The following is a 19,573-nucleotide window of genomic DNA, read 5'->3' as shown; positions in this document are numbered from 1 at the left end:
GTCCCACTAGGTGATCGCAGTCCGTCAGTGGGACCGGCTTCAGCCGGGAAATGGCCCGTTTGAGCACCCTCGATTTCGCGGCGTAACACCCGACGCCTTCCCGGCTAAAGCCAGTCCCACTAGATGATCGCAGTCCGTCAGTGGGACCGGCTTCAGCCGGGAAATGGCCCGTTTGAGCACCCTCGATTTCGCGGCGTAACATCCGACGCCTTCCCGGCTAAAGCCAGTCCCACTAGATGATCGCAGTCCGTCAGTGGGACCAGCTTCAGCCGGGAAGAAGCCAGCATGACACCCTCAATTTCGCGGCGTGACACCCGACGCCTTCCCGGCTAAAGCCGGTCCCACTAGATGATCGCAATCCGTCAGTAGGACCGGCTTCAGCCGGGAAGAGGCCAGCGTGAACACCCTCAATTTCGCGGCGTGACACCCGACGCCTTCCCGGCTAAAGCCGGTCCCACTAGGTGATCGCAGTCCGTCAGTGGGACCGGCTTCAGCCGGGAAATGGCCCGTTTGAGCACCCTCGATTTCGCGGCGTAACACCCGACGCCTTCCCGGCTAAAGCAAGTCCCACTAGATGATCGCAGTCCGTCAGTGGGACCGGCTTCAGCCGGGAAGAGAATTGCGGCGATGAGCGGATTTTCGCTCAGGCATCTTACGCAACAAGCGGATTTCCGCTCATCCACCCCACGCCAACCCCTCTACTCCGGGCCTTTCAGCTTTTGGCACAGCTCCTGCTATCACTGTCGTCAGAACGCCTCGATGCGTTCCTTCTAACAACAATGACCTGCAGGAAATCCCATGGCCATCCCCAATTCTGCCTCCCACGGAGCGGCTGCCACGCCAGTCGCCGAGAAAACCACCGGAAGTCGCCTGAAATCCATTTTCAGCGGTTCGGTCGGCAACATGGTCGAGTGGTACGACTGGTACGTCTACGCCGCCTTCTCCCTCTACTTCGCCAAAGTCTTCTTCCCCAAGGGCGACACCACTGCCCAGTTGCTCAACACGGCCGCGATTTTTGCCGTGGGCTTCTTGATGCGCCCCATCGGCGGCTGGCTCATGGGCCTCTACGCAGACCGCAAAGGCCGCAAGGCCGCGCTGATGGCGTCGGTGCTGTTGATGTGTTTCGGTTCGCTGATCATTGCCCTCACCCCTGGTTATGAAACCATCGGCGTCGGCGCCCCGATCATGCTGGTGTTCGCGCGCCTGCTGCAGGGCCTGTCGGTGGGTGGCGAGTACGGCACTTCGGCGACCTATCTCAGCGAGATGGCGACCAAGGAACGCCGGGGCTTCTTCTCCAGCTTTCAGTACGTGACGCTGATCTCCGGCCAGCTCATCGCGCTGGCGGTGCTCATCGTGCTGCAGCAGACGCTGACCACTGAACAACTGCAAACGTGGGGCTGGCGCATCCCGTTTGCCATCGGCGCGTTGTGCGCGGTGGTGGCGCTGTTCCTGCGTCGCGGCATGGAAGAAACCGAGTCGTTCACCCGCAAGAAGGACAAACCCAAAGAAAGCCTGATGCGCACATTGATGCGCCATCCGAAAGAGCTGATGACCGTCGTCGGCCTGACCATGGGCGGCACGCTGGCGTTCTACACCTACACGACCTACATGCAGAAGTACCTGGTGAACACGGTCGGCATGAGCATCACCGACTCGACGACGATTTCTGCCGCGACGCTGTTCCTGTTCATGCTGTTGCAACCGGTGATCGGCGCGCTGTCTGACAAGGTCGGCCGCCGCCCGATCCTGATTGCCTTCGGTGTGCTGGGCACCTTGTGTACCGTGCCGATCCTCACCACCCTGCACACCATTCAGAGCTGGTGGGGCGCGTTCTTCCTGATCATGGCCGCGCTGATCATCGTCAGCGGCTATACGTCGATCAACGCCGTGGTGAAAGCCGAACTGTTCCCGACCGAGATACGCGCCCTGGGCGTCGGCCTGCCGTACGCACTGACGGTGTCGATCTTCGGCGGTACGGCTGAATACATCGCGCTGTGGTTCAAGAGCATTGGCATGGAGACCGGCTATTACTGGTACGTCACGGCCTGCATTGCGGTGTCGCTGCTGGTGTATGTGTTCATGAAGGACACCCGCAAGCACTCGCGGATCGAAACCGACTGACCTGAAACGGAGCTGTCGAGCAGCTTACAGAGGGCGAAAAAAAGGGCAGCTCACTCACATGAGCTGCCCTTTTGCATTCGCAGGCGTGGCTAAGTGCATGAATAACGATCGCTTTTTGCAGTATCAATTTCAGCGATGATCGCTACTAATGCGATTGACTTCCTAATAATTTTGAGGCGAGTAAAGTTCACTCCATACCGAGTTACCTACTAACTAAATCGATCTGGAGCAACTACCATGAAAACTAACAAACTGATCTTCGGCCTCGCTTTCTCCCTTCTTGCAAGCAGCGCCTTTGCACTTCCAGCCGTTGATGCGCACCACGCGGTGAATGCTGCGGTCGTTGCAGAAAACGGCTCGCACCACACTAATATCGGTCGCGTCGCTGCTGACGGTTCTGACCACGTAGGTGCCAACCGCCTCGCTGCTGATGGCGCTGACCGCGTCGGTGCAAACCGCCAGGCCGCTGATGGCTCGGACCACGTAGGCGCAAATCATCTCGCTGCTGATGGCTCGGACCATGTTGGTGCAAATCGCCTGAGCTGATACATCCATGACGTTCTCTCAGCCCGGCTTAATGCCGGGCTTAATTTTTCTGCGTTAAAAAACTGAAACCCTTGGTTCGAATGGGCGCATGGCGGGTATCCATCGGAAACGCAGCAGCTTTCCACCCCAATCCTGCTAACGCTCATGCTCAGCCGACCCCCTACCCGGCCACAGCGCCAGCAAACAAATGACACCCAAGTCAACAGACAAATTCGCCATCACGAGCGAAAATTGCCCCATGTCAGCGCAAAAAGTTCTGCAACGCTTTAAAACCGGGCGCTCCAGCCCACTATCATTTTTGGCGATGGTCGTTACCAATACCGTTAACTTCAACTTAATCCGTACGCGCGTAATATTGGCTCCATTCCCAAGTTAACTAATTATTGAACTTACTGGAGCAACACTCATGAAAACTTCAAATATTATTTTTGGTCTTAGTCTGTCCATCCTGGCATCGAGCGCATTCGCTCTGCCTGTTTCCGAACAGCACTCTGCATTTAATGGCACTGTCGTAGCAGAAGGCGGTTCTTCTCACACCAATGCGTCGCACACCGGTTCTTATCGTCAGGCTTCCGATGGTTCTGACCACGTTGGCGCCAATCGTCTTGCCGCCGACGGCGCTGACCGCGTAGGCAATAACCGCCAGGCCGCTGATGGCGCTGATCACATCGGTGCAAACCGCTTGGCCTCTGACGGTGCTGATCGCGTCGGTGCCAACCGCGCCAGCTAATCGGTGCCCGCATCATCCCGCCGCATGTTTACCGCTTCATGTTTCACCTCCTGAACTCCCTTTGTAGCCCGACGCTTGTCGGGCTTTTTTTTTGCCCGGGGTTCGGAGGCTGCTGGAATCCTCACCCAATGCCTTGCACTATGTCGGCCTGCATGCCGCACATGCGCATACCTTGGCCGCCTCGCCGGCACACCCTCATTCAGGAACACACCATGTCAGACGATATTCATTTCTACGAACCGTCCAAAGGTCATGGACTGCCCCACGACCCGTTCAACGCCATTGTCGGCCCACGTCCGATCGGCTGGATCTCGTCCCAAGACGCCGAAGGCAAGCTGAACCTGGCGCCCTACAGTTTCTTCAACGCCTTCAACTACGTGCCGCCCATCATCGGGTTCTGCAGCATCGGTCGCAAAGACAGCCTGAACAACATTGAACAGACTGGCGAGTTCGTCTGGAACCTCGCCACGCGCAGCCTGGCCGAGCAGATGAACATGAGTTGCGCGGCAGTGCCGGCGGACGTGAGTGAGTTCGAGCTGGCTGGCCTGACCGCAGAACCGTCGCGCATCGTTTCCGTGCCGAGGGTCAAAGAGACGCCGGTTTCGTTCGAATGCAAAGTGACGCAGATCATCCAGCTGCAACGCGCCGACAAGGAAGTCGTGCCGAGCTGGCTGATTCTGGGGGAAGTGGTGGCGGTGCATATCGCCAAGCGGCTGCTGAAGGAAGGTGTGTATGACACTGCAGCCGGCGAGCCCATCCTGCGCGGCGGCGGCCCGGCTGACTATTTCCAGCTGAGCGCGGAGTCGCTGTTCAAAATGTATCGACCAAAAGTCTGATCAATCCTCGGCGAACACCAGTTCGCCCTCTTGCGTGACGTCGGCGAGCCGCTCCAGCTCTTTGACGGCGGCGTCGTCAGCGGCGAGCGCGGTAGGGAATTTCTGTTCGGCGAGCACGCGGTGAAAGGTCGGCGCACCGCCCATGACCCGGGCCTTGACGGCGATTGCGGCGCTGTAACCGTCGTCACCGGGGACTGCGGCCGAGACGGCTTCGTGGTGCTGGAATTCTTTGCGTGCCATGGTTCGACGCCTTGCCTGGAAAAATGAAGGCGAGATTTTAAACGCAGGCGTTCGAACACCTGAAAGGTTTTCTTCGCAGGCCCATCGCCTGCACCCGAGCAAAAGCACCGAAACCTGTTAGCCCGCCAGACGAGCCCCCTCAGGGGCATAAGCCGTCTGTACCTGAGACGCCGTCACGGTGGCGAAGGTTTGAAAGTCCAGGCTCGCCACCAGCATTTCGGTCAGCAGTTCGGAAAACAGGTTCAGTTCAGGCGCGGCAAACCAGTCGTTCATCGCGGAAGGATCGGCCCACGTACCGGTGATAACCCAGAGGTCTTCGTCGGTCAGAGACTTCTGCAGCGCGAAGTGCAGACAACCCGCAGCAGCCGCCGACGGGCTGATCAGACTGCTCAAACGGGCACCCAGTTGGGCACTGCGTCCAGCACGGGCGCGAACGGAGACCCAATGGCTCACAACTGAAGTATTTAGCATGCTCTGCGCTCCTGTTTTTTGCGTGCGTGTCTTTTGCGTGCGTGCCGCGCGCCGGGATCGGGAATCCATGAAACGAGCTGCGACGGGAAGTGAAGGTTAGGGGCAGGCGCGCGACCTGCGGTAGCCAATTACTGCCCGGTTATTGCCTGATTCTGCGCTGACAGGTTCATCGTTACGTCGGGGCTCGCCGCTGCGCCGCGTGATGCCCATGGACTTTCGAGCAACGATCCCAAGCGAACAGGGCACGTTCATGGCAACGCAACACAGCGGTAACAGAATCAGGCAAGCATCCGGCAGGATTCGCCTAACGCTTGCGCTTGCCCAAAAATAAGCTGTGCTGCATCAATGCTCTGTCAGAGGAATTCCCCATGTCGCTATCCGCTCTTGCGCCGTCCGCCCCGGATGCTCGACCTGTTGCCGAGCTGAGCGCGCAGATGACGCAACAGTGCGCCGAACTGGCGGAGCTGATCCGCCGTCATGCGCCCGCCGATGGCAGTTTCCAGACGGTGATCAAGCCGCTGTTCATGGTTCGCCACGATCATCCGTCGCAATCGGTGCCGGGGCTGGTACAACCGGCGCTGTGCATCATGGCCCAAGGCCGCAAGGACGTGACACTGGGCGGCGAGCTGTACACCTACGACCCGCTCAATTATCTGGTGCTGTCGGTGGCACTGCCTATCAGCGGCAAGGTGATTTATGCGACGCCAGAAGAGCCGCATCTGGCCCTGCGCCTGGAAATCGATCCGGTGGAAATCAACGCATTGATCGCCGAGGCCGGCCCGATGAGCGTACCGACGCGTCACAGCGGGCGCGGCATGTACGTCGAGCGGATCGATTCACAGCTGCTCGATGCCGTCATCCGGCTGATCCGCCTGCTGGACACGCCGAAAGACATTCCCATGCTCGCGCCGCTGATCAATCGGGAGATCCTTTACCGGCTTCTGCGTGGGAGCGAAGGGCACCGGCTGTATGAAATCGCCATCTCCAACTGCCAGACCCATCGCGTCACCCAGGCGATCAAGTGGCTCAACGACCATTTCCAGGAGCCGCTGAGGATTGAGGATCTGGCGAAGGAGGTAAACCTGAGCATCTCCACGCTGCACCACCGTTTCAAGTCCGTCACGGCCATGAGCCCGCTGCAATACCAGAAGCAACTGCGTCTGCAGGAGGCCCGGCGCTTGATGCTGGCGGACGGCCTCGAAGCGTCGGCCGCCGGTTACCGGGTCGGCTACGAAAGCGCTTCGCAGTTCAGCCGCGAATACAGCCGCCTGTTCGGTGCGCCACCGTTACGCGACCTGGCGCGGCTGCGCAGTACGGTTTGAAGCGCGCCGGTCAGTCAACGTAAACCATCAGTCGAGGCTGCTCATCCACCGCTGCTGATCGATCTCGATCAACGTCGGACCGTCACGCTGACTGGCTGAGCTCAGTGCCGCCTTCAGTTGCTCAACACGGCCGACCGCCTCCGCGGCGCATCCCAGGGCTTTGGCCACACCGACAAAATCAGGCGTGAAAATGTCGACGCCGATGGGCTCGATGGCGCGGTTGACCATGTACTTCTTGATCTCTTCGTAGCCCTGGTTATTCCACAGCAGCACGACGATGGGCGTTCGCGCTTCCACCGCACTCGCCAGCTCGGACAGGGTGAATTGCAGACCGCCGTCGCCAATCAGGCACACCACCGGGTTGGATTCTCCGGCGTCGCGGCTGCCCAGCCATGCGCCCACTGCAGCGGGCAATGCGTAGCCAAGGGTTCCGTAACCGGTTGATGAATTGAACCAGCGACGGGGCTTGTCGAGGTCCAGGGTCAGGTTGCCCGTGTAGACCGGCTGGGTCGAGTCGCCCACGATCACGGCTTCCGGCAGCACGTCGAGCACCGTCTGCAAAAACAGCGTCTGCCCACGGGTCGCATCGTCCCAGCCCGCCTCAAGACTTGCCTTCAGCGCGGCAACCCGCGCAGTGCCCCACTCCTCGCGGCGTGGCATCAGCACTTCGCTCGCCAGCGCATCGACCAAGGCCTCGGCGGCGTATTGAGCGTCAGACACCAACGCGACCGTCGGCGCGAAATGACGCACAGTCTGATCGGGGTCGATGTCGATGCGCAGTAACGCGCCTGGAATCTTGAAGTGGCCCTGGAAGGTGATGTCGTAGTCGGTCTCGGCCAGTTCAGTGCCGATAGCCAGCACCAAGTCGGCACTTTCAATGACCTCGCGGGTTGCATCGAGGGACTGCGTCGAGCCGATCAGCAGCGGATGAGCGCTCGGCAGCATGCCTTTGGCGTTGATAGTCAGCGCGACCGGTGCGCCGAGCCGTTCGGCCAGACGCGTCAAAGCCGGGGCGGCGTGAATGGCGCCGCCTCCCGCCAAAATCAGCGGCCGTTGGGCGGTGGCAAGCAGAGACGCCATTTGCCGGATCGCCGCAGGCGCCGGCCCCGCGCGACTCACCGATACCGGTGGGCTGTGCAGCAGGGCATCGGCATTTTCCACCAGCACGTCCAGCGGGATTTCGATGTGCACCGGACGCGGCCGCGCCGTTTGGAACACCGCGAACGCCCGTGCCAGCACCGACGGCAGCTCGGCCGCTGACATCAGCGTGTGGGAGAACGCCGCGACGCCCGCGACCAGCACATTCTGGGACGGCAGCTCATGCAGCTTGCCGCGACCGCCGCCCAACTGACTGCGCGACTGCACGCTGGAAATCACCAGCATCGGAATCGAGTCCCCATAGGCCTGGCCCATCGCCGTGGTGATGTTGGTCATGCCGGGGCCGGTGATGATGAAGCACACGCCCGGCTTGCCTCGCGTGCGCGCATAACCGTCGGCCATGAAGCCTGCGCCCTGCTCATGGCGCGGGGTGATGTGGATAATCGACGAACCCGCCAGCCCTCGGTAAAGCTCGACCGTGTGCACGCCCGGAATCCCGAACACCCGCTCCACCCCGTAGCCTTCGAGCAACCTGACCAGCACTTCCCCGCACGTCGCCATGTGTCTGCCCCTTTCGTATGCATTTCCCAACGCCACCCGCAATTTGCCAGGCTCGATAGGCGACCATTGAAGCTGCAGGGCCGTATCGACCACAACGCAAAAAATGTCATGCTTAGCCATGTCCTCAGCTCATGGCTCGTCCCCCCGATGAAACGCCTCCCGCCCCTGCCCGCTTTGCACACGTTCCTGATCACGGCGAAGTGCTGCAATTTCACCCGAGCGGCCGAGGCGCTGCATATCACTCAGGGTGCCGTCAGCCGGCAGATCTCCGGGCTTGAAGCACATTTGGGCTATCGCCTGTTCAGTCGTCAGGCCCGGGGCTTGAGCCTGACCGCCCAAGGTCGTGAATGGCTGCCGCGCATCGAACAGGTGTTCAGCCTGATTGAAGAAGCGGTGGATCAGGTCGATGCCAAACCTAGGGCGCTGCAAATCAAGGCGCCCACCTGCATCAGCCGCTGGTTATTGCCGCGCCTGATGCAGTGGCAGAAAGAGCGGCCTGACGTGCCGGTGCAACTGACCACGACCAGCGCCCACACGGTGGATTTTCGGCGGGAAGAGTTCGACGCCGCCGTTGTGTTCGGCGCCCATCCGGGTGATTCCACTTACGTACGGCACCTCTTCGACGAACAACTGACACCCGTGTGCTCAGCGTCGCTGCTGGCGAGCAATCCCCTCTTCCGTCTCGCCGATCTGGAACAGCACATGCTCCTGCACCCCACCCTCGATGAGCGTGACTGGGCACTGTGGCTGAAGGCCGCCGGGGCCAAGCTGATCAATGTCGCGCAAGGCCAGCACTTCGACACGATGGACTTGGCGATGACCGTCGCATCACAAGGCTCGGGTGTAGCGATCGGCGACTGGTCGCTGATTGGTGAAGACCTGAACGCGGGGCGCCTGGTCATGCCGTTCGAGCTGAAAGTCCGGAGCGGCGCGGCGTATTACTTCGTGCACCCCAAGCGCGCCGAGGCGCCTTCCCCGCTTCAGGACATGCTGGAATGGCTGTCGCTGCAATCGGCTGAGCGGCACACCGGTTGAGGGGCAATGCCGACTCTTCCCCAACGGCCCGGCTGATACAAACATTCAATCCCCATCGCCCGACCCACTCTCCAATAGCGACCTACACTCAGAGTGTCCGCTCTGAAAAAGATGTCCTACCGGATCGAGGCAAATGTCATGAGAACCACAATAAAAAGACAGTGCGTTTATGTTGTCGCCGTTGCCGCTGTATTGAGCCTGTACGGCGCAGGTGCTTACCGAATCGAACAAATGCGGCAGACGCCCCGCATGGCGGTGGTCTGCACAATGGGACATTGCATGCCCACTGATGCAACGTTCAGCGCCCTTCGTTGATGGCAAAAGCCGGTCCGCGTAATGCGGGTCAACGTACTGCGAAACTCCCCACAGCCTGCTATCGATTAGCAAGCTAACGGACTAGACTTGGCACAAATTCCTGCGGGTGTTCAGCAGGTCAATCTGCCACTCGAGTCCCTTCTGTGACGAGTCTTAATCAACCCCGTCCGGACATCCGCAGCATTCTGTTCGCGCTGATGATGGCCGTCTTCCTCAGTGCGCTGGATCAGACCATTGTTGCGGTTTCGATGCCGGCCATCTCAGCCCAGTTTCAGGATTTCGACCTGCTTGCCTGGGTGATCTCCGCCTACATGGTTGCGCTCACCGTGGCCGTGCCGATTTACGGCAAGCTGGGGGATTTGTATGGCCGGCGTCGCTTGATGCTGTTCGGGCTGGCGACCTTCACCCTCGCCTCACTGTTCTGCGCCATGGCCCAGAGCATGGAACAACTGGTGCTGGCGCGTGTGCTGCAGGGCATCGGCGCCGGCGGCATGGTGTCCGTGAGCCAGGCGATCATCGGCGACATCGTCCCTCCCCGAGAGCGTGGCCGCTATCAGGGTTACTTCAGCGGGATGTACGCAGCGGCCAGCGTCGCGGGCCCTGTGCTCGGCGGCTTCATGACCGAGTACCTGTCGTGGCGCTGGGTGTTCATTATCAATCTGCCGCTGGGGCTGGCGGCCTGGTGGGTGGCGCGCAAGACGCTGATCGGCCTGCCGATCCCCCAGCGCAAACCGGTGATTGACTACCTGGGCACGGTGCTGATGATCATCGGCCTCACAGCCTTGCTGTTGGGCATCACCGAAATCGGTCAGGGCCACAGTTGGCGTGACCAGTCAGTGGTCATGCAATTGTCGGTGGCGCTGCTCGCGCTGGTGATTTTTGTGCTGTATGAACGGCGCACCCGCGAACCGCTGCTGCCCATGCACCTGTTCGCCAATCGCAGCGCGGTGCTGTGCTGGTGCACGATTTTCTTTACCAGCTTTCAGGCCATCTCGCTGATCGTGCTGCTGCCTTTGCGCTTTCAGACCGTCACCGGCGCAGGGGCCGACAGCGCGGCGTTGCACCTGATGCCGCTGGCTATCGGCATGCCCCTGGGCGCTTACTTCGGCGGCCGACGCACCTCGCTGACGGGCCGCTACAAACCGATCATCCTCACCGGCGCAGCATTGATGCCGCTGGCAATCCTCGGCATTGCCTTCACGCCACCGCAGTCGGCCATTCTGACGAGCCTGTTCATGGTCCTCACCGGCATCGCCAGCGGCATGCAATTTCCGACCTCGCTGGTGGGCACGCAGAACTCGGTAGACGTCAAAGACATGGGCGTGGCGACCAGCACGACCAACCTGTTTCGCTCACTCGGCGGCGCAGTCGGCGTGGCAACGATGTCGGCGCTGTTGCTGGCGATGCTCGCCGGTTCCGGCATTGCCCAGGTCGGCGGCAGTTCAATTGCGGGTGAAGGCTCTGGCAATTTGCTGATGGACAGCCTGCACGCCGCCAGCGGCCCGGCCCTTGAATTGCTGCGCGGGCAGCTGTCGATGACCTTTCAGCACCTGTTGATGGGCAGCGCGGCGGTGTCGCTGCTGGGACTGTCCGCCGCGCTGGCGATGCCCAATAACCTGCTGCGCGGGCGGGACGACAAGGACCGTTAACCGAACCGGTCAGGGTGATCAGCCGCTGTAATAACCCACCGCCACCATGAACTCACCGACCTTGCGCGCGTAGGCGTGCTTGTGTTCGATCTTGCTGGTGACCGGATTGCGCCAGCGGTATTCGTATTCACCTTCGGGCTGCTGCTTGACCAGCTCGAGCATCGGAATGCCGACCGGCTTGCCTTCCGGATCCCTGACCTTGCTGAAGTCGGTATTCACCAGCCGCAAGTTGGTGCCGTGAGCCACATAGCGCTTGGTGTCGATGTTCACCACGAAGACGTACAGATCGTCCTGCAGAAATCCGCCCTTGAGGTCGTTGATCACGCGGAGTGTGCCGTCCTTGTCCTGTTCCAGCGCTTTGGACGCCTTGTCGAGCAACGCCCTCGCCTGCTCAGGCGAAGCGCGGGGCAAGTAATAACCGACCGACAAAACCCGATCGCCGATGCGTTGGAAATACACACGCTTGCGCTCGACCTTACCGTCGCGCCAGTTCTGCCAGCGATATTCGGCCTGCTGAACGCCGGCGCTTTCCGGCGTCTGCAGCACCTGCTTGAAGTTTTTTTGCAGCTCCGGATCGAGCACTGACGATACGTCGCGGCCGATCAACGCCACTGATGGCCCGCCACTGGCAAGCATGATCCCCTTGGTATCGGTGACGAAGACATAACGCTCGCCATCGACGAACTCGCCCTGGCGGCTGAACTCGGCCAGCACCTTATCCCCCTGGACGCGGTAACGGGCCACGGCTTTTTCCAGCAGCGCCTTGGCCGCTGCTGCTTCTTGCGCTTCATCCCCAGCGGCCCAGCCTTGCCCGATGCACAGGGCGGCGAGCGCACCCATCAGGAGTTTTCTGCACACGTTTTTTGACACGACTGCCATCGCTCCGCCCCCACTCTTATTGGTTATGGGGCAAGCGTAGACGGGGGATTGCAATAGGGCAGCATTCGGCACTTCAATGGGTATCAGAGACTGAATGGTCGCCGAATCACCGGGCGCGCTGAGTAAAGCGAAGGTAAACCGCCTGTTCAGCGAAGGTCAGGCGCGGTATAGATAGAGGCCAAACGCCATTTAGTTCGACGAAATATCGCGTAACGCCGGGCTGAAGCGGAGCATGTCGAGGATGCCGTCGACCAGTCGCTCCGCATCGTCCTGCAGCGAAAAGCTCTCGGGCACCAACAGCCACTGGCCGATGATGCCGTGCACATAAGCATGCAGGCAGATCGCGGCGCGTTGGGGATTCAGGTCAGCGGGGAGCTGGCCTTGTCGAGAAGCATTACCGAGCGCCAGCGCAATTCGCTCGTTGGCGTCAAGCCAGACAAACTGACGCTGTTGCCGCATGTCACACATTTCGTCGGTAAATTCGAATTTATGAAACAGAATTTCATTGATGCGGCGGGTTTTAGGGTCGCTGGCAACTTGTTGAAACAAATGAGTGAGAAGCTTGCGCGTCCACCCCAGCGGATCAATTTCATCTTCGCTTTCGCTCGCCCTCGCCATTTCTTCGAGGGGCTCGTGCAGACTGTCGAGCATGGCCTGGACCAGATCGGCCTTATTGCTGAAATGCCAATAGATCGCGCCGCGGGTCACGCCAGCCAGGGCCGCGATGTCGGCGAGCGTCGTGCGGGAGACCCCTCGATCGTAGAAAGCCTGCTCGGCAGCTTCGAGGATCTGCTTGCGCGTTTCCTGAGCCTCTTCTTTCGTGCGTCGAACCATGGCAGTAAAAACCTCAATGAAAATGCCTCAGGCGCTCTGGTCGAGTGGCCTGCACAGCACGTCGGGCGGCCTTTGTAATGCCTTGTCCCGGACCTACAATCGATGCCCTCGGTGCGTTGGAGTGTCGCACTCGCGGGTGTTTACAAACAACCGTGAATGTAAGTATATTCATTAGCATCCTACTTATCTAGCTGGAATACTTTTCCTGCCCCCTTTCCACTTTCCATGAGTTCAGGCTCCTGACCCGAGGATCTTCATGCAATTCAAGCCAGCTGTTACCGTACTGGTCACTGCCGTCGCCCTGGCATCGCTGCTCTCCGGATGCAGCAAGAAGGAAGAAGCGGCCGCAGCACCACCGCCCCCTCAGGTCGGCGTCGTCACTCTGAAAACCCAGGCCTACACCCTGACGTCTGAACTTCCCGGCCGGACCACCGCGTTCCGTATCGCCGAAGTGCGTCCTCAGGTGAACGGCATCATCCTCAAACGCCTGTTCACCGAAGGTGCAGACGTCAAAGCGGGTCAGCAGCTCTACCAGATCGACCCGGCGATTTACCAGGCCACCCTGGACAGCGCCAAAGCCACCTATGAATCCTCAAACTCTCTCGCTGGCCGCTATAAGCAGCTGATCAACGAGCAAGCCGTCAGCCGTCAGGAATACGACACGGCGGTGGGTTCGGCTCGCGAAGCGAAGGCGGCGGTGCAGACCGCAGAGATCAACCTGCGCTACACCAAGGTCTACGCGCCGATCTCCGGCCGTATTGGCCGCTCGCTGGTGACAGAAGGCGCGCTGGTCAGCAATGGTCAGGCCGATGCGATGGCCACCATTCAGCAGCTCGACCCGATCTACGTCGACGTGATCCAGTCCTCGGCCGAAATGCTCAAGCTGCGTCGCGATCTGGAAAGCGGCAGGCTGCAGAAAGCCGGCGACAACGCCGCCAAGGTCAAGCTGGTACTCGAAGACGGCAGTCTCTACCCGATCGAAGGCAAACTTGAGTTCTCCGAAGTGTCGGTCGACCAGACCACCGGTTCCGTGACCCTGCGCGCCGTGTTCCAGAACCAGGACCACACGCTGCTGCCAGGCATGTTCGTGCATGCACGACTGCAATCGGGCGTGGCCGAGAACGCGATTCTGGTTCCACAGCAAGGCATCACCCGTGACCTGAAAGGCACACCGACCGCACTGGTGGTGAACGCCGATAACAAGGTCGAGTCCCGCACGCTGGTTGCCAACCGCACCATCGGCAGCGACTGGCTGGTTGAGAAGGGCCTGAACGCAGGTGATCGCGTGATTACCGAAGGGCTGCAATACGTCAAGCAAGGTGCTGAAGTGAAAGTGGCCGAAGCCACCAACGTCAATGCAGCTAACCCGGCCCCTGCCCCGGCAACTGATAAAGCCGCAGGCAGCAAAGGGGAGTAATTCATGTCGAAATTTTTTATCGACCGGCCGATTTTCGCGTGGGTAATTGCCCTCGTGATCATGCTGGTGGGGACGCTTTCGATCCTCAAGCTACCGATCAACCAATACCCGGCCATTGCGCCGCCGGCCATCGCGATCGCCGTGACCTACCCGGGCGCCAACGCGCAAACCGTGCAGGACACCGTGGTTCAGGTGATCGAGCAGCAGCTCAACGGCATCGACAACCTGCGGTATGTGTCGTCGGAAAGTAACTCCGACGGCAGCATGACCATCACCGCGACGTTCAACCAGGGTACCAACCCGGACATCGCTCAGGTTCAGGTGCAGAACAAGCTCAACCTGGCCACCCCGCTGCTGCCGCAAGAAGTGCAGCAACAGGGTATCCGCGTGACCAAGGCGGTGAAGAACTTCCTGATGGTCGTCGGTCTGGTGTCCGAAGACGGCAGCATGGGCAAGGAAGACTTGTCCAACTACATCGTCTCGAACATGCAGGACCCGATCTCTCGTACCTCCGGTGTGGGTGACTTCCAGGTCTTCGGTGCCCAGTACGCCATGCGTATCTGGCTCGATCCGGCCAAGCTGAACAACTTTCAGCTGACCCCGGTAGACGTCAAGACGGCCATCACTGCCCAGAACGTTCAGGTGTCTTCCGGCCAGATCGGCGGTCTGCCTGCGCTCAAGGGTCAGCAGCTGAATGCCACGATCATCGGTAAAACCCGTCTGCAGACCGCCGAGCAGTTCGGCAACATTCTGCTTAAGGTCAATCAGGATGGTTCGCAGGTTCGCCTCAAAGACGTCGGCAAAGTCGGTCTGGGTGGCGAGAACTACAGCATTGACGCGCAGTTCAACGGCAAGCCGGCTTCCGGTCTGGCGATCAAGCTGGCGACCGGCGCCAACGCGCTGGACACCGCCAAGGCGATTCGCGCCACCATTTCGCAGCTGGAGCCGTTCTTTCCGCCTGGCATGAAAGTGGTTTACCCGTACGACACCACGCCAGTGGTTCAGGAATCCATCACCGGTGTGGTTCACACCCTGGGTGAAGCGATCATCCTGGTGTTCCTGGTGATGTACCTGTTCCTGCAGAACTTCCGCGCCACCATCATCACCACGATGACCGTGCCGGTGGTATTGCTCGGTACGTTCGGGATCCTCGCTGCCGCCGGTTTCACCATCAATACGCTGACCATGTTCGGGGTGATCCTTGCCATCGGCTTGCTGGTGGACGATGCCATCGTTGTGGTGGAAAACGTCGAGCGGGTGATGGCGGAGGACAAACTTTCGCCGCGGGACGCCACGATCAAATCCATGGAGCAGATCCAGGGCGCGCTGGTCGGTATCGCACTCGTATTGTGTGCGGTTCTGTTGCCAATGGCGTTCTTCGGCGGCTCCACGGGTGTGATCTACCGGCAGTTCTCGATCACCATCGTGTCGGCGATGGCGCTTTCGGTCCTGGTCGCGCTGATCTTCACTCCAGCGTTGTGCTCCACGCTGCTCAAGCCGATCGATCACGAGAAGCACGGGCAGCCGAAACGTGGATTCTTTGGCTGGTTCAACCGCACCTTCGACCGCAGCGTAGTGAGCTATGAGCGCGGTGTCGGCAACATGCTCAAGCACAAGATTCCGGCCTTCATCGTTTACGCGCTGATCGTCTGCGGCACCATCTGGATGTTCACCCGCATTCCGAGCGCGTTCCTGCCGGAAGAAGACCAGGGCGTCATCTTTGCCCAGGTGCAGACACCACCGGGCTCCTCGGCAGAACGTACGCAGACCGTCATCGACAACATGCGCAAGTACCTGCTGGAAGAGGAATCCGGCGCGGTCAACTCGGTGTTCACCGTTAACGGCTTCAACTTTGCCGGTCGCGGTCAGAGCTCCGGTCTGGCGTTCATCATGCTGAAACCGTGGGGCGATCGTGATGCCTCCAACAGCGTCTTCGAACTGGCCAAACGGGCGCAGCAGCACTTCTTTGGCTTCCGTGACGCAATGACCTTTGCGGTCGTACCGCCTGCGGTACTGGAACTGGGTAACGCCACCGGTTTCGACGTGTACTTGCAGGATCAGGGCGGCGTGGGTCACGCCAAGCTGATGGAAGCGCGTAACCAGCTGTTGGGCATGGCGGCACAGAGCAAGATTCTGGCGGGCGTGCGTCCGAACGGTCTTAACGATGAGCCGCAATACCAACTGGTTATCGATGACGAGCGTGCGCAGGCCCTGGGCCTGAGCCTGTCGGACATCAACACCACGCTGTCCATCGCCATGGGTGGCAACTACGTCAACGACTTCATCGACCGCGGTCGGGTCAAGAAGGTGTACGTGCAGGGCGATGCCAGTGCGCGGATGAAGCCGGAAGACTTGAAGAAGTGGTACGTGCGCAACACCGCTGGCGAGATGGTGCCGTTTGCCTCGTTCGCCACCGGCGAGTGGGTGTTCGGTTCGCCGAAGCTGTCCCGTTACAACGGTGTACCGGCCGAGGAAGTACTGGGTACTCCGGCGCCGGGTTACAGCACCGGTGAGGCGATGGCCGAGGTCGAGCAATTGGCGAAGAAGTTGCCGGCCGGCGTGGGTCTTTCCTGGACGGGTCTGTCCTATGAAGAGCGTCTGTCCGGTTCTCAGGCGCCCGCGCTGTACGCACTGTCCATTCTGATCGTGTTCCTGTGTCTGGCGGCGCTGTATGAAAGCTGGTCGATTCCGATCGCGGTGTTGCTGGTCATCCCGCTTGGGGTTATCGGTGCGCTGATCGCGACGAGCCTGCGCGGCCTTTCCAACGACGTGTTCTTCCAGGTAGGTCTCTTGGTGACGGTGGGTCTGGCGGCGAAAAACGCCATTCTGATCGTCGAGTTCGCCAAGGAGCTGCATGAGCAGGGCAAGGGCATCGTCGATGCAACCATCGAAGCCTGCCGGATGCGTCTGCGGCCCATCGTAATGACGTCCATGGCGTTCATCCTCGGTGTGGTCCCGCTGGCGATTTCCTCGGGCGCCGGTGCCGGTAGCCAGCATTCGATCGGTACAGGCGTAATCGGCGGTATGATCACCGCGGTTATTCTGGCGATCTTCTGGGTACCGTTGTTCTTCGTTTCGATATCCTCGATGTTCAAAGGCAAACAGAAACACACTCCACACGATGAGGCTGGCCAATGAGCAAGTCCCTGATCTCGCTGGCGGTCACCGCGTTCATTCTCGGCGGCTGCTCGTTGATCCCCGAATACAAGCAGCCCGCCGCACCGGTGCCGGCTCAGTTCCCGCAAGGTCCGGCCTATTCGCCGGCCCAGGCGGCGAATCAGGCGGCGGCCGAGCAAGGCTGGCGTCAGTTTTTCCATGACCCGGCGCTGCAGCAACTGATTCAGACGTCGCTGCAGAACAACCGTGACCTGCGCGTCGCCGCGCTGAACATCGACGCTTACCGCGCGCAGTACCGCATTCAACGTGCGGATCTGTTCCCGGCCGTGGCAGCGTCGGGCACCGGCACGCGTCAGCGCGTGCCGGGCGACCTGTCGCAAACGGGCGAGTCCGGTATCACCAGTCAGTATTCGGTGGGTCTGGGCATCAGTTCCTATGAACTGGATCTGTTCGGCCGGGTACGCAGCCTCAGTGAGCAGGCGCTGCAGACTTACTTCGCCGGTGAAGAAGGCCGTCGCAGCACGCAGATCAGTCTGGTCGCCAACGTCGCCAACGCCTATCTGACGTGGGAAGCGGACAAAGAGCTGTTGAAGCTGACCCAAGACACGTTGGGCGCCTTCGAAGAAAGCTTGCGCCTGACCTCTCGCAGCAGCGAAGTGGGTGTGGCCTCGGCGCTGGATCTGGCGCAATCGCGCACCTCCGTCGAGAGCGCCCGCGTCAAGCTGGCCCAGTATCAGCGGCTGGTCGCCCAGGACGAGAACAATCTGGTGCTGCTGTTGGGCACCAGTCTGCCGGCCAACCTGCCCGCCTCGAAACCGTTGAGCGCTGACATGCTCAATGAAATGCCAGCGGGTCTGCCGTCGGAATTGCTGCAGCGTCGTCCGGACATTCTTCAGGCCGAATACAGCCTGAAAGCCGCCAACGCCAACATCGGCGCGGCACGTGCCGCGTTCTTCCCAAGCATCAGCCTCACGGCCAGTGCCGGTACGGCGAGCGGCGATCTGAGCGGTCTGTTCAAAGGCGGTTCGGGGACGTGGCTGTTCGAGCCCACGATCAATCTGCCGATCTTCAACGCGGGCAGTCTGCGCGCAAGCCTCGACTACTCGAAGATCCAGAAAGACATTGGCGTCGCCAACTACGAGAAGGCGATTCAGACGGCGTTCCAGGAAGTCTCCGACGGTCTGGCCGCACGCAAGACCTACACCGATCAGCTCAAGGCGCAGACCGACTTCGTCAACGCCAACCAGGACTACTATCGTCTGGCCGAGCGACGCTATCGCATCGGGATCGACAGCAACCTGACCTTCCTCGACGCCCAGCGTCAGTTGTTCAGCGCGCAACAGTCGTTGATCACCGATCGCCTGTCCCAGCTCAACAGCGAGGTCAATCTGTACCGCGCGCTGGGTGGCGGCTGGTACGAACAGACCCCGACCGGCGAGCGTCAGCCCACCGCGGGCGATGTGCCGTCTACCCGCTTGTTCTGATACGACGTGCATGAAAAAACCCACCGATTGGTGGGTTTTTTTTTGACCGTTTTCCAGGCTGTTGCAAGCAAAGACCACGGCGGTTAGGCCAACAAAAACTCCGTCACGCGCAGAGCAAAGACTTCACCCAGCTCGACGCTGGACAGGTGCGCCGCGTAATAGTCGGAGAGTTCGCTGCCGTGGATGTGGTTCTGCAGATAATGCCCGTCCGCCACGGTGGTGACGGCGTCATGGCTGCCGCAGATGATCAGCGTGGGCACGGTGATCGAACTGACTTGCTTGCGTAGATCGGCATCCCGAACGGCCGCGCAGCAGGCGGCGTAACCCAGCGGAGAAGTCGCCGCCAGCACGTCGGTGACGGGCGTGACCTTGTCGGCGTGCTGGCTGGCAAAGTCAGGGGTGAACCAACGCCCAACCGCGCCGGCGCCCATTTCCTTCATTGCCCGCTCACCGCCCTTCTCCACCTGGGCGATGCGCGGCGCCCACGTTTCCGTATCGCCGATCTTCGCGGCGGTGTTGCACAGCACCAGCTTGTGCAGCCGATCGTTGGCATGAATGCCCAGCCACTGACCGATCAGGCCACCCATGGACAATCCGCAGAAATGCGCGCGGTCGATCTTCAACGCATCAAGCAGCGCCAGCACGTCTCGCCCCAGTTGAGAAAGGGTGTAAGGCCCTTGGGTGACAAGGGACTGACCGTGGCCGCGGGTGTCGTAACGCACGACGCGGAATGACTTGCTCAGCGCCGGAATCTGCGCGTCCCACATGTGCAGGTCGGTGCCCAACGAGTTGGACAGCACCAGCACCGGCGCTTCCACCGGGCCATCAATTTGATAATGCAGCTCACCGTCTTCGAGTTGTACGAACGCCATGGCAGTCGCTCCGTGAAACACGTGGAATGAGTGTGATCAACTAATA

The 19,573-nt window shown here is 60.5% G+C and carries 16 protein-coding genes; 10 read left to right on the top strand and 6 right to left on the bottom strand.

All coding sequences use genetic code 11. The annotated features are described in order from the left end of the window. The first annotated feature begins 798 nt into the window (after positions 1-798). The 4 genes from ACYASU_RS16965 to ACYASU_RS16950 all read left to right on the top strand — a co-directional run bounded on the left by ACYASU_RS16965 (position 799) and on the right by ACYASU_RS16950 (position 4,233). Entirely contained in the window at positions 799-2,121 is a 1,323-nt protein-coding gene (locus ACYASU_RS16965) for an MFS transporter (RefSeq protein ID WP_192171676.1), read from the top strand. A gap of 237 nt (positions 2,122-2,358) precedes the next feature. Next, positions 2,359-2,667 carry a hypothetical protein gene (locus ACYASU_RS16960; protein WP_463583447.1) on the top strand — a complete coding sequence of 103 codons (309 nt, stop codon included), beginning with the start codon at positions 2,359-2,361 and terminating at the stop codon, positions 2,665-2,667. Positions 2,668-3,073: 406 nt separating this feature from the next. Next, on the top strand, positions 3,074-3,397 hold the full coding sequence (locus ACYASU_RS16955) for a hypothetical protein (RefSeq protein ID WP_192171678.1): 324 nt from the start codon (positions 3,074-3,076) through the stop codon (positions 3,395-3,397). Positions 3,398-3,609: 212 nt separating this feature from the next. Further along, the gene (locus tag ACYASU_RS16950; RefSeq protein ID WP_122536018.1) at positions 3,610-4,233 is read left to right on the top strand and encodes a flavin reductase family protein; all 624 of its coding nucleotides are present in this window, start codon (positions 3,610-3,612) and stop codon (positions 4,231-4,233) included. Here ACYASU_RS16950 and ACYASU_RS16945 read toward each other — a convergent pair whose 3' ends face one another. Next, positions 4,234-4,473 (bottom strand): hypothetical protein, encoded by a 240-nt coding sequence (locus ACYASU_RS16945; RefSeq protein WP_192171680.1) that lies wholly within the window; start codon positions 4,471-4,473, stop codon positions 4,234-4,236. A gap of 117 nt (positions 4,474-4,590) precedes the next feature. Continuing rightward, the gene (locus ACYASU_RS16940) at positions 4,591-4,944 is read right to left on the bottom strand and encodes an antibiotic biosynthesis monooxygenase family protein (protein ID WP_463583446.1); all 354 of its coding nucleotides are present in this window, start codon (positions 4,942-4,944) and stop codon (positions 4,591-4,593) included. Positions 4,945-5,312: 368 nt separating this feature from the next. Here ACYASU_RS16940 and ACYASU_RS16935 point away from each other — a divergent pair, with 368 nt between their 5' ends. Continuing rightward, positions 5,313-6,266: an AraC family transcriptional regulator gene (locus tag ACYASU_RS16935; RefSeq protein WP_463583445.1), complete on the top strand. Its 954-nt coding sequence runs from the start codon at positions 5,313-5,315 to the stop codon at positions 6,264-6,266. A 27-nt stretch (positions 6,267-6,293) separates the two neighbouring features. On the opposite strand, the gene ACYASU_RS16930 is transcribed toward ACYASU_RS16935, so the two are convergent. Then, complete coding sequence (locus ACYASU_RS16930; protein ID WP_463583444.1) at positions 6,294-7,925, bottom strand: 5-guanidino-2-oxopentanoate decarboxylase; 1,632 nt, start codon at positions 7,923-7,925, stop codon at positions 6,294-6,296. Positions 7,926-8,072: 147 nt separating this feature from the next. On the opposite strand from ACYASU_RS16930, the gene ACYASU_RS16925 reads away from it, so the two are divergent. Continuing rightward, on the top strand, positions 8,073-8,960 hold the full coding sequence (locus tag ACYASU_RS16925) for a LysR substrate-binding domain-containing protein (protein ID WP_463583443.1): 888 nt from the start codon (positions 8,073-8,075) through the stop codon (positions 8,958-8,960). A gap of 458 nt (positions 8,961-9,418) precedes the next feature. After that, positions 9,419-10,924: an MDR family MFS transporter gene (locus ACYASU_RS16920; protein ID WP_463583442.1), complete on the top strand. Its 1,506-nt coding sequence runs from the start codon at positions 9,419-9,421 to the stop codon at positions 10,922-10,924. Between the two features lie 18 nt (positions 10,925-10,942). Here the strand turns inward: ACYASU_RS16920 and ACYASU_RS16915 are convergent, their stop codons facing one another. After that, entirely contained in the window at positions 10,943-11,764 is an 822-nt protein-coding gene (locus tag ACYASU_RS16915; protein WP_463583441.1) for a cache domain-containing protein, read from the bottom strand. Between the two features lie 228 nt (positions 11,765-11,992). Then, complete coding sequence (locus tag ACYASU_RS16910) at positions 11,993-12,637, bottom strand: TetR family transcriptional regulator (RefSeq protein WP_463583440.1); 645 nt, start codon at positions 12,635-12,637, stop codon at positions 11,993-11,995. A gap of 256 nt (positions 12,638-12,893) precedes the next feature. Here ACYASU_RS16910 and ACYASU_RS16905 point away from each other — a divergent pair, with 256 nt between their 5' ends. From ACYASU_RS16905 to ACYASU_RS16895, 3 genes are read left to right on the top strand one after another with little or no spacing between them, the layout of a single operon-like run. Then, on the top strand, positions 12,894-14,054 hold the full coding sequence (locus ACYASU_RS16905; protein WP_463583439.1) for an efflux RND transporter periplasmic adaptor subunit: 1,161 nt from the start codon (positions 12,894-12,896) through the stop codon (positions 14,052-14,054). Positions 14,055-14,057: 3 nt separating this feature from the next. Beyond that, entirely contained in the window at positions 14,058-17,192 is a 3,135-nt protein-coding gene (locus ACYASU_RS16900; RefSeq protein ID WP_192171689.1) for an efflux RND transporter permease subunit, read from the top strand. Next, complete coding sequence (locus ACYASU_RS16895) at positions 17,189-18,655, top strand: AdeC/AdeK/OprM family multidrug efflux complex outer membrane factor (protein WP_463583438.1); 1,467 nt, start codon at positions 17,189-17,191, stop codon at positions 18,653-18,655. The genes ACYASU_RS16900 and ACYASU_RS16895 overlap by 4 nt, the downstream gene beginning before the upstream one ends. A gap of 83 nt (positions 18,656-18,738) precedes the next feature. On the opposite strand, the gene pcaD is transcribed toward ACYASU_RS16895, so the two are convergent. Then, entirely contained in the window at positions 18,739-19,527 is a 789-nt protein-coding gene (pcaD, locus tag ACYASU_RS16890; protein WP_463583437.1) for a 3-oxoadipate enol-lactonase, read from the bottom strand. Positions 19,528-19,573: the final 46 nt, after the last annotated feature.

This window comes from Pseudomonas sp. HP_12, assembly GCF_055283955.1.
This window is presented reverse-complemented; position numbering and strand designations above follow the sequence as displayed.

Excerpts from the sequence above, each read along its gene's own strand:
- ACYASU_RS16965 (WP_192171676.1), top strand. The coding sequence starts at position 799 with ATGGCCATCCCCAATTCTGCCTCCCACGGAGCGGCTGCCACGCCAGTC.
- ACYASU_RS16960 (WP_463583447.1), top strand. The coding sequence starts at position 2,359 with ATGAAAACTAACAAACTGATCTTCGGCCTCGCTTTCTCCCTTCTTGCA.
- ACYASU_RS16955 (WP_192171678.1), top strand. The coding sequence starts at position 3,074 with ATGAAAACTTCAAATATTATTTTTGGTCTTAGTCTGTCCATCCTGGCA.
- ACYASU_RS16950 (WP_122536018.1), top strand. The coding sequence starts at position 3,610 with ATGTCAGACGATATTCATTTCTACGAACCGTCCAAAGGTCATGGACTG.
- ACYASU_RS16945 (WP_192171680.1), bottom strand. The coding sequence starts at position 4,473 with ATGGCACGCAAAGAATTCCAGCACCACGAAGCCGTCTCGGCCGCAGTC.
- ACYASU_RS16940 (WP_463583446.1), bottom strand. The coding sequence starts at position 4,944 with ATGCTAAATACTTCAGTTGTGAGCCATTGGGTCTCCGTTCGCGCCCGT.
- ACYASU_RS16935 (WP_463583445.1), top strand. The coding sequence starts at position 5,313 with ATGTCGCTATCCGCTCTTGCGCCGTCCGCCCCGGATGCTCGACCTGTT.
- ACYASU_RS16930 (WP_463583444.1), bottom strand. The coding sequence starts at position 7,925 with ATGGCGACGTGCGGGGAAGTGCTGGTCAGGTTGCTCGAAGGCTACGGG.
- ACYASU_RS16925 (WP_463583443.1), top strand. The coding sequence starts at position 8,073 with ATGAAACGCCTCCCGCCCCTGCCCGCTTTGCACACGTTCCTGATCACG.
- ACYASU_RS16915 (WP_463583441.1), bottom strand. The coding sequence starts at position 11,764 with ATGGGTGCGCTCGCCGCCCTGTGCATCGGGCAAGGCTGGGCCGCTGGG.
- ACYASU_RS16910 (WP_463583440.1), bottom strand. The coding sequence starts at position 12,637 with ATGGTTCGACGCACGAAAGAAGAGGCTCAGGAAACGCGCAAGCAGATC.
- ACYASU_RS16905 (WP_463583439.1), top strand. The coding sequence starts at position 12,894 with ATGCAATTCAAGCCAGCTGTTACCGTACTGGTCACTGCCGTCGCCCTG.
- ACYASU_RS16900 (WP_192171689.1), top strand. The coding sequence starts at position 14,058 with ATGTCGAAATTTTTTATCGACCGGCCGATTTTCGCGTGGGTAATTGCC.
- ACYASU_RS16895 (WP_463583438.1), top strand. The coding sequence starts at position 17,189 with ATGAGCAAGTCCCTGATCTCGCTGGCGGTCACCGCGTTCATTCTCGGC.
- pcaD (WP_463583437.1), bottom strand. The coding sequence starts at position 19,527 with ATGGCGTTCGTACAACTCGAAGACGGTGAGCTGCATTATCAAATTGAT.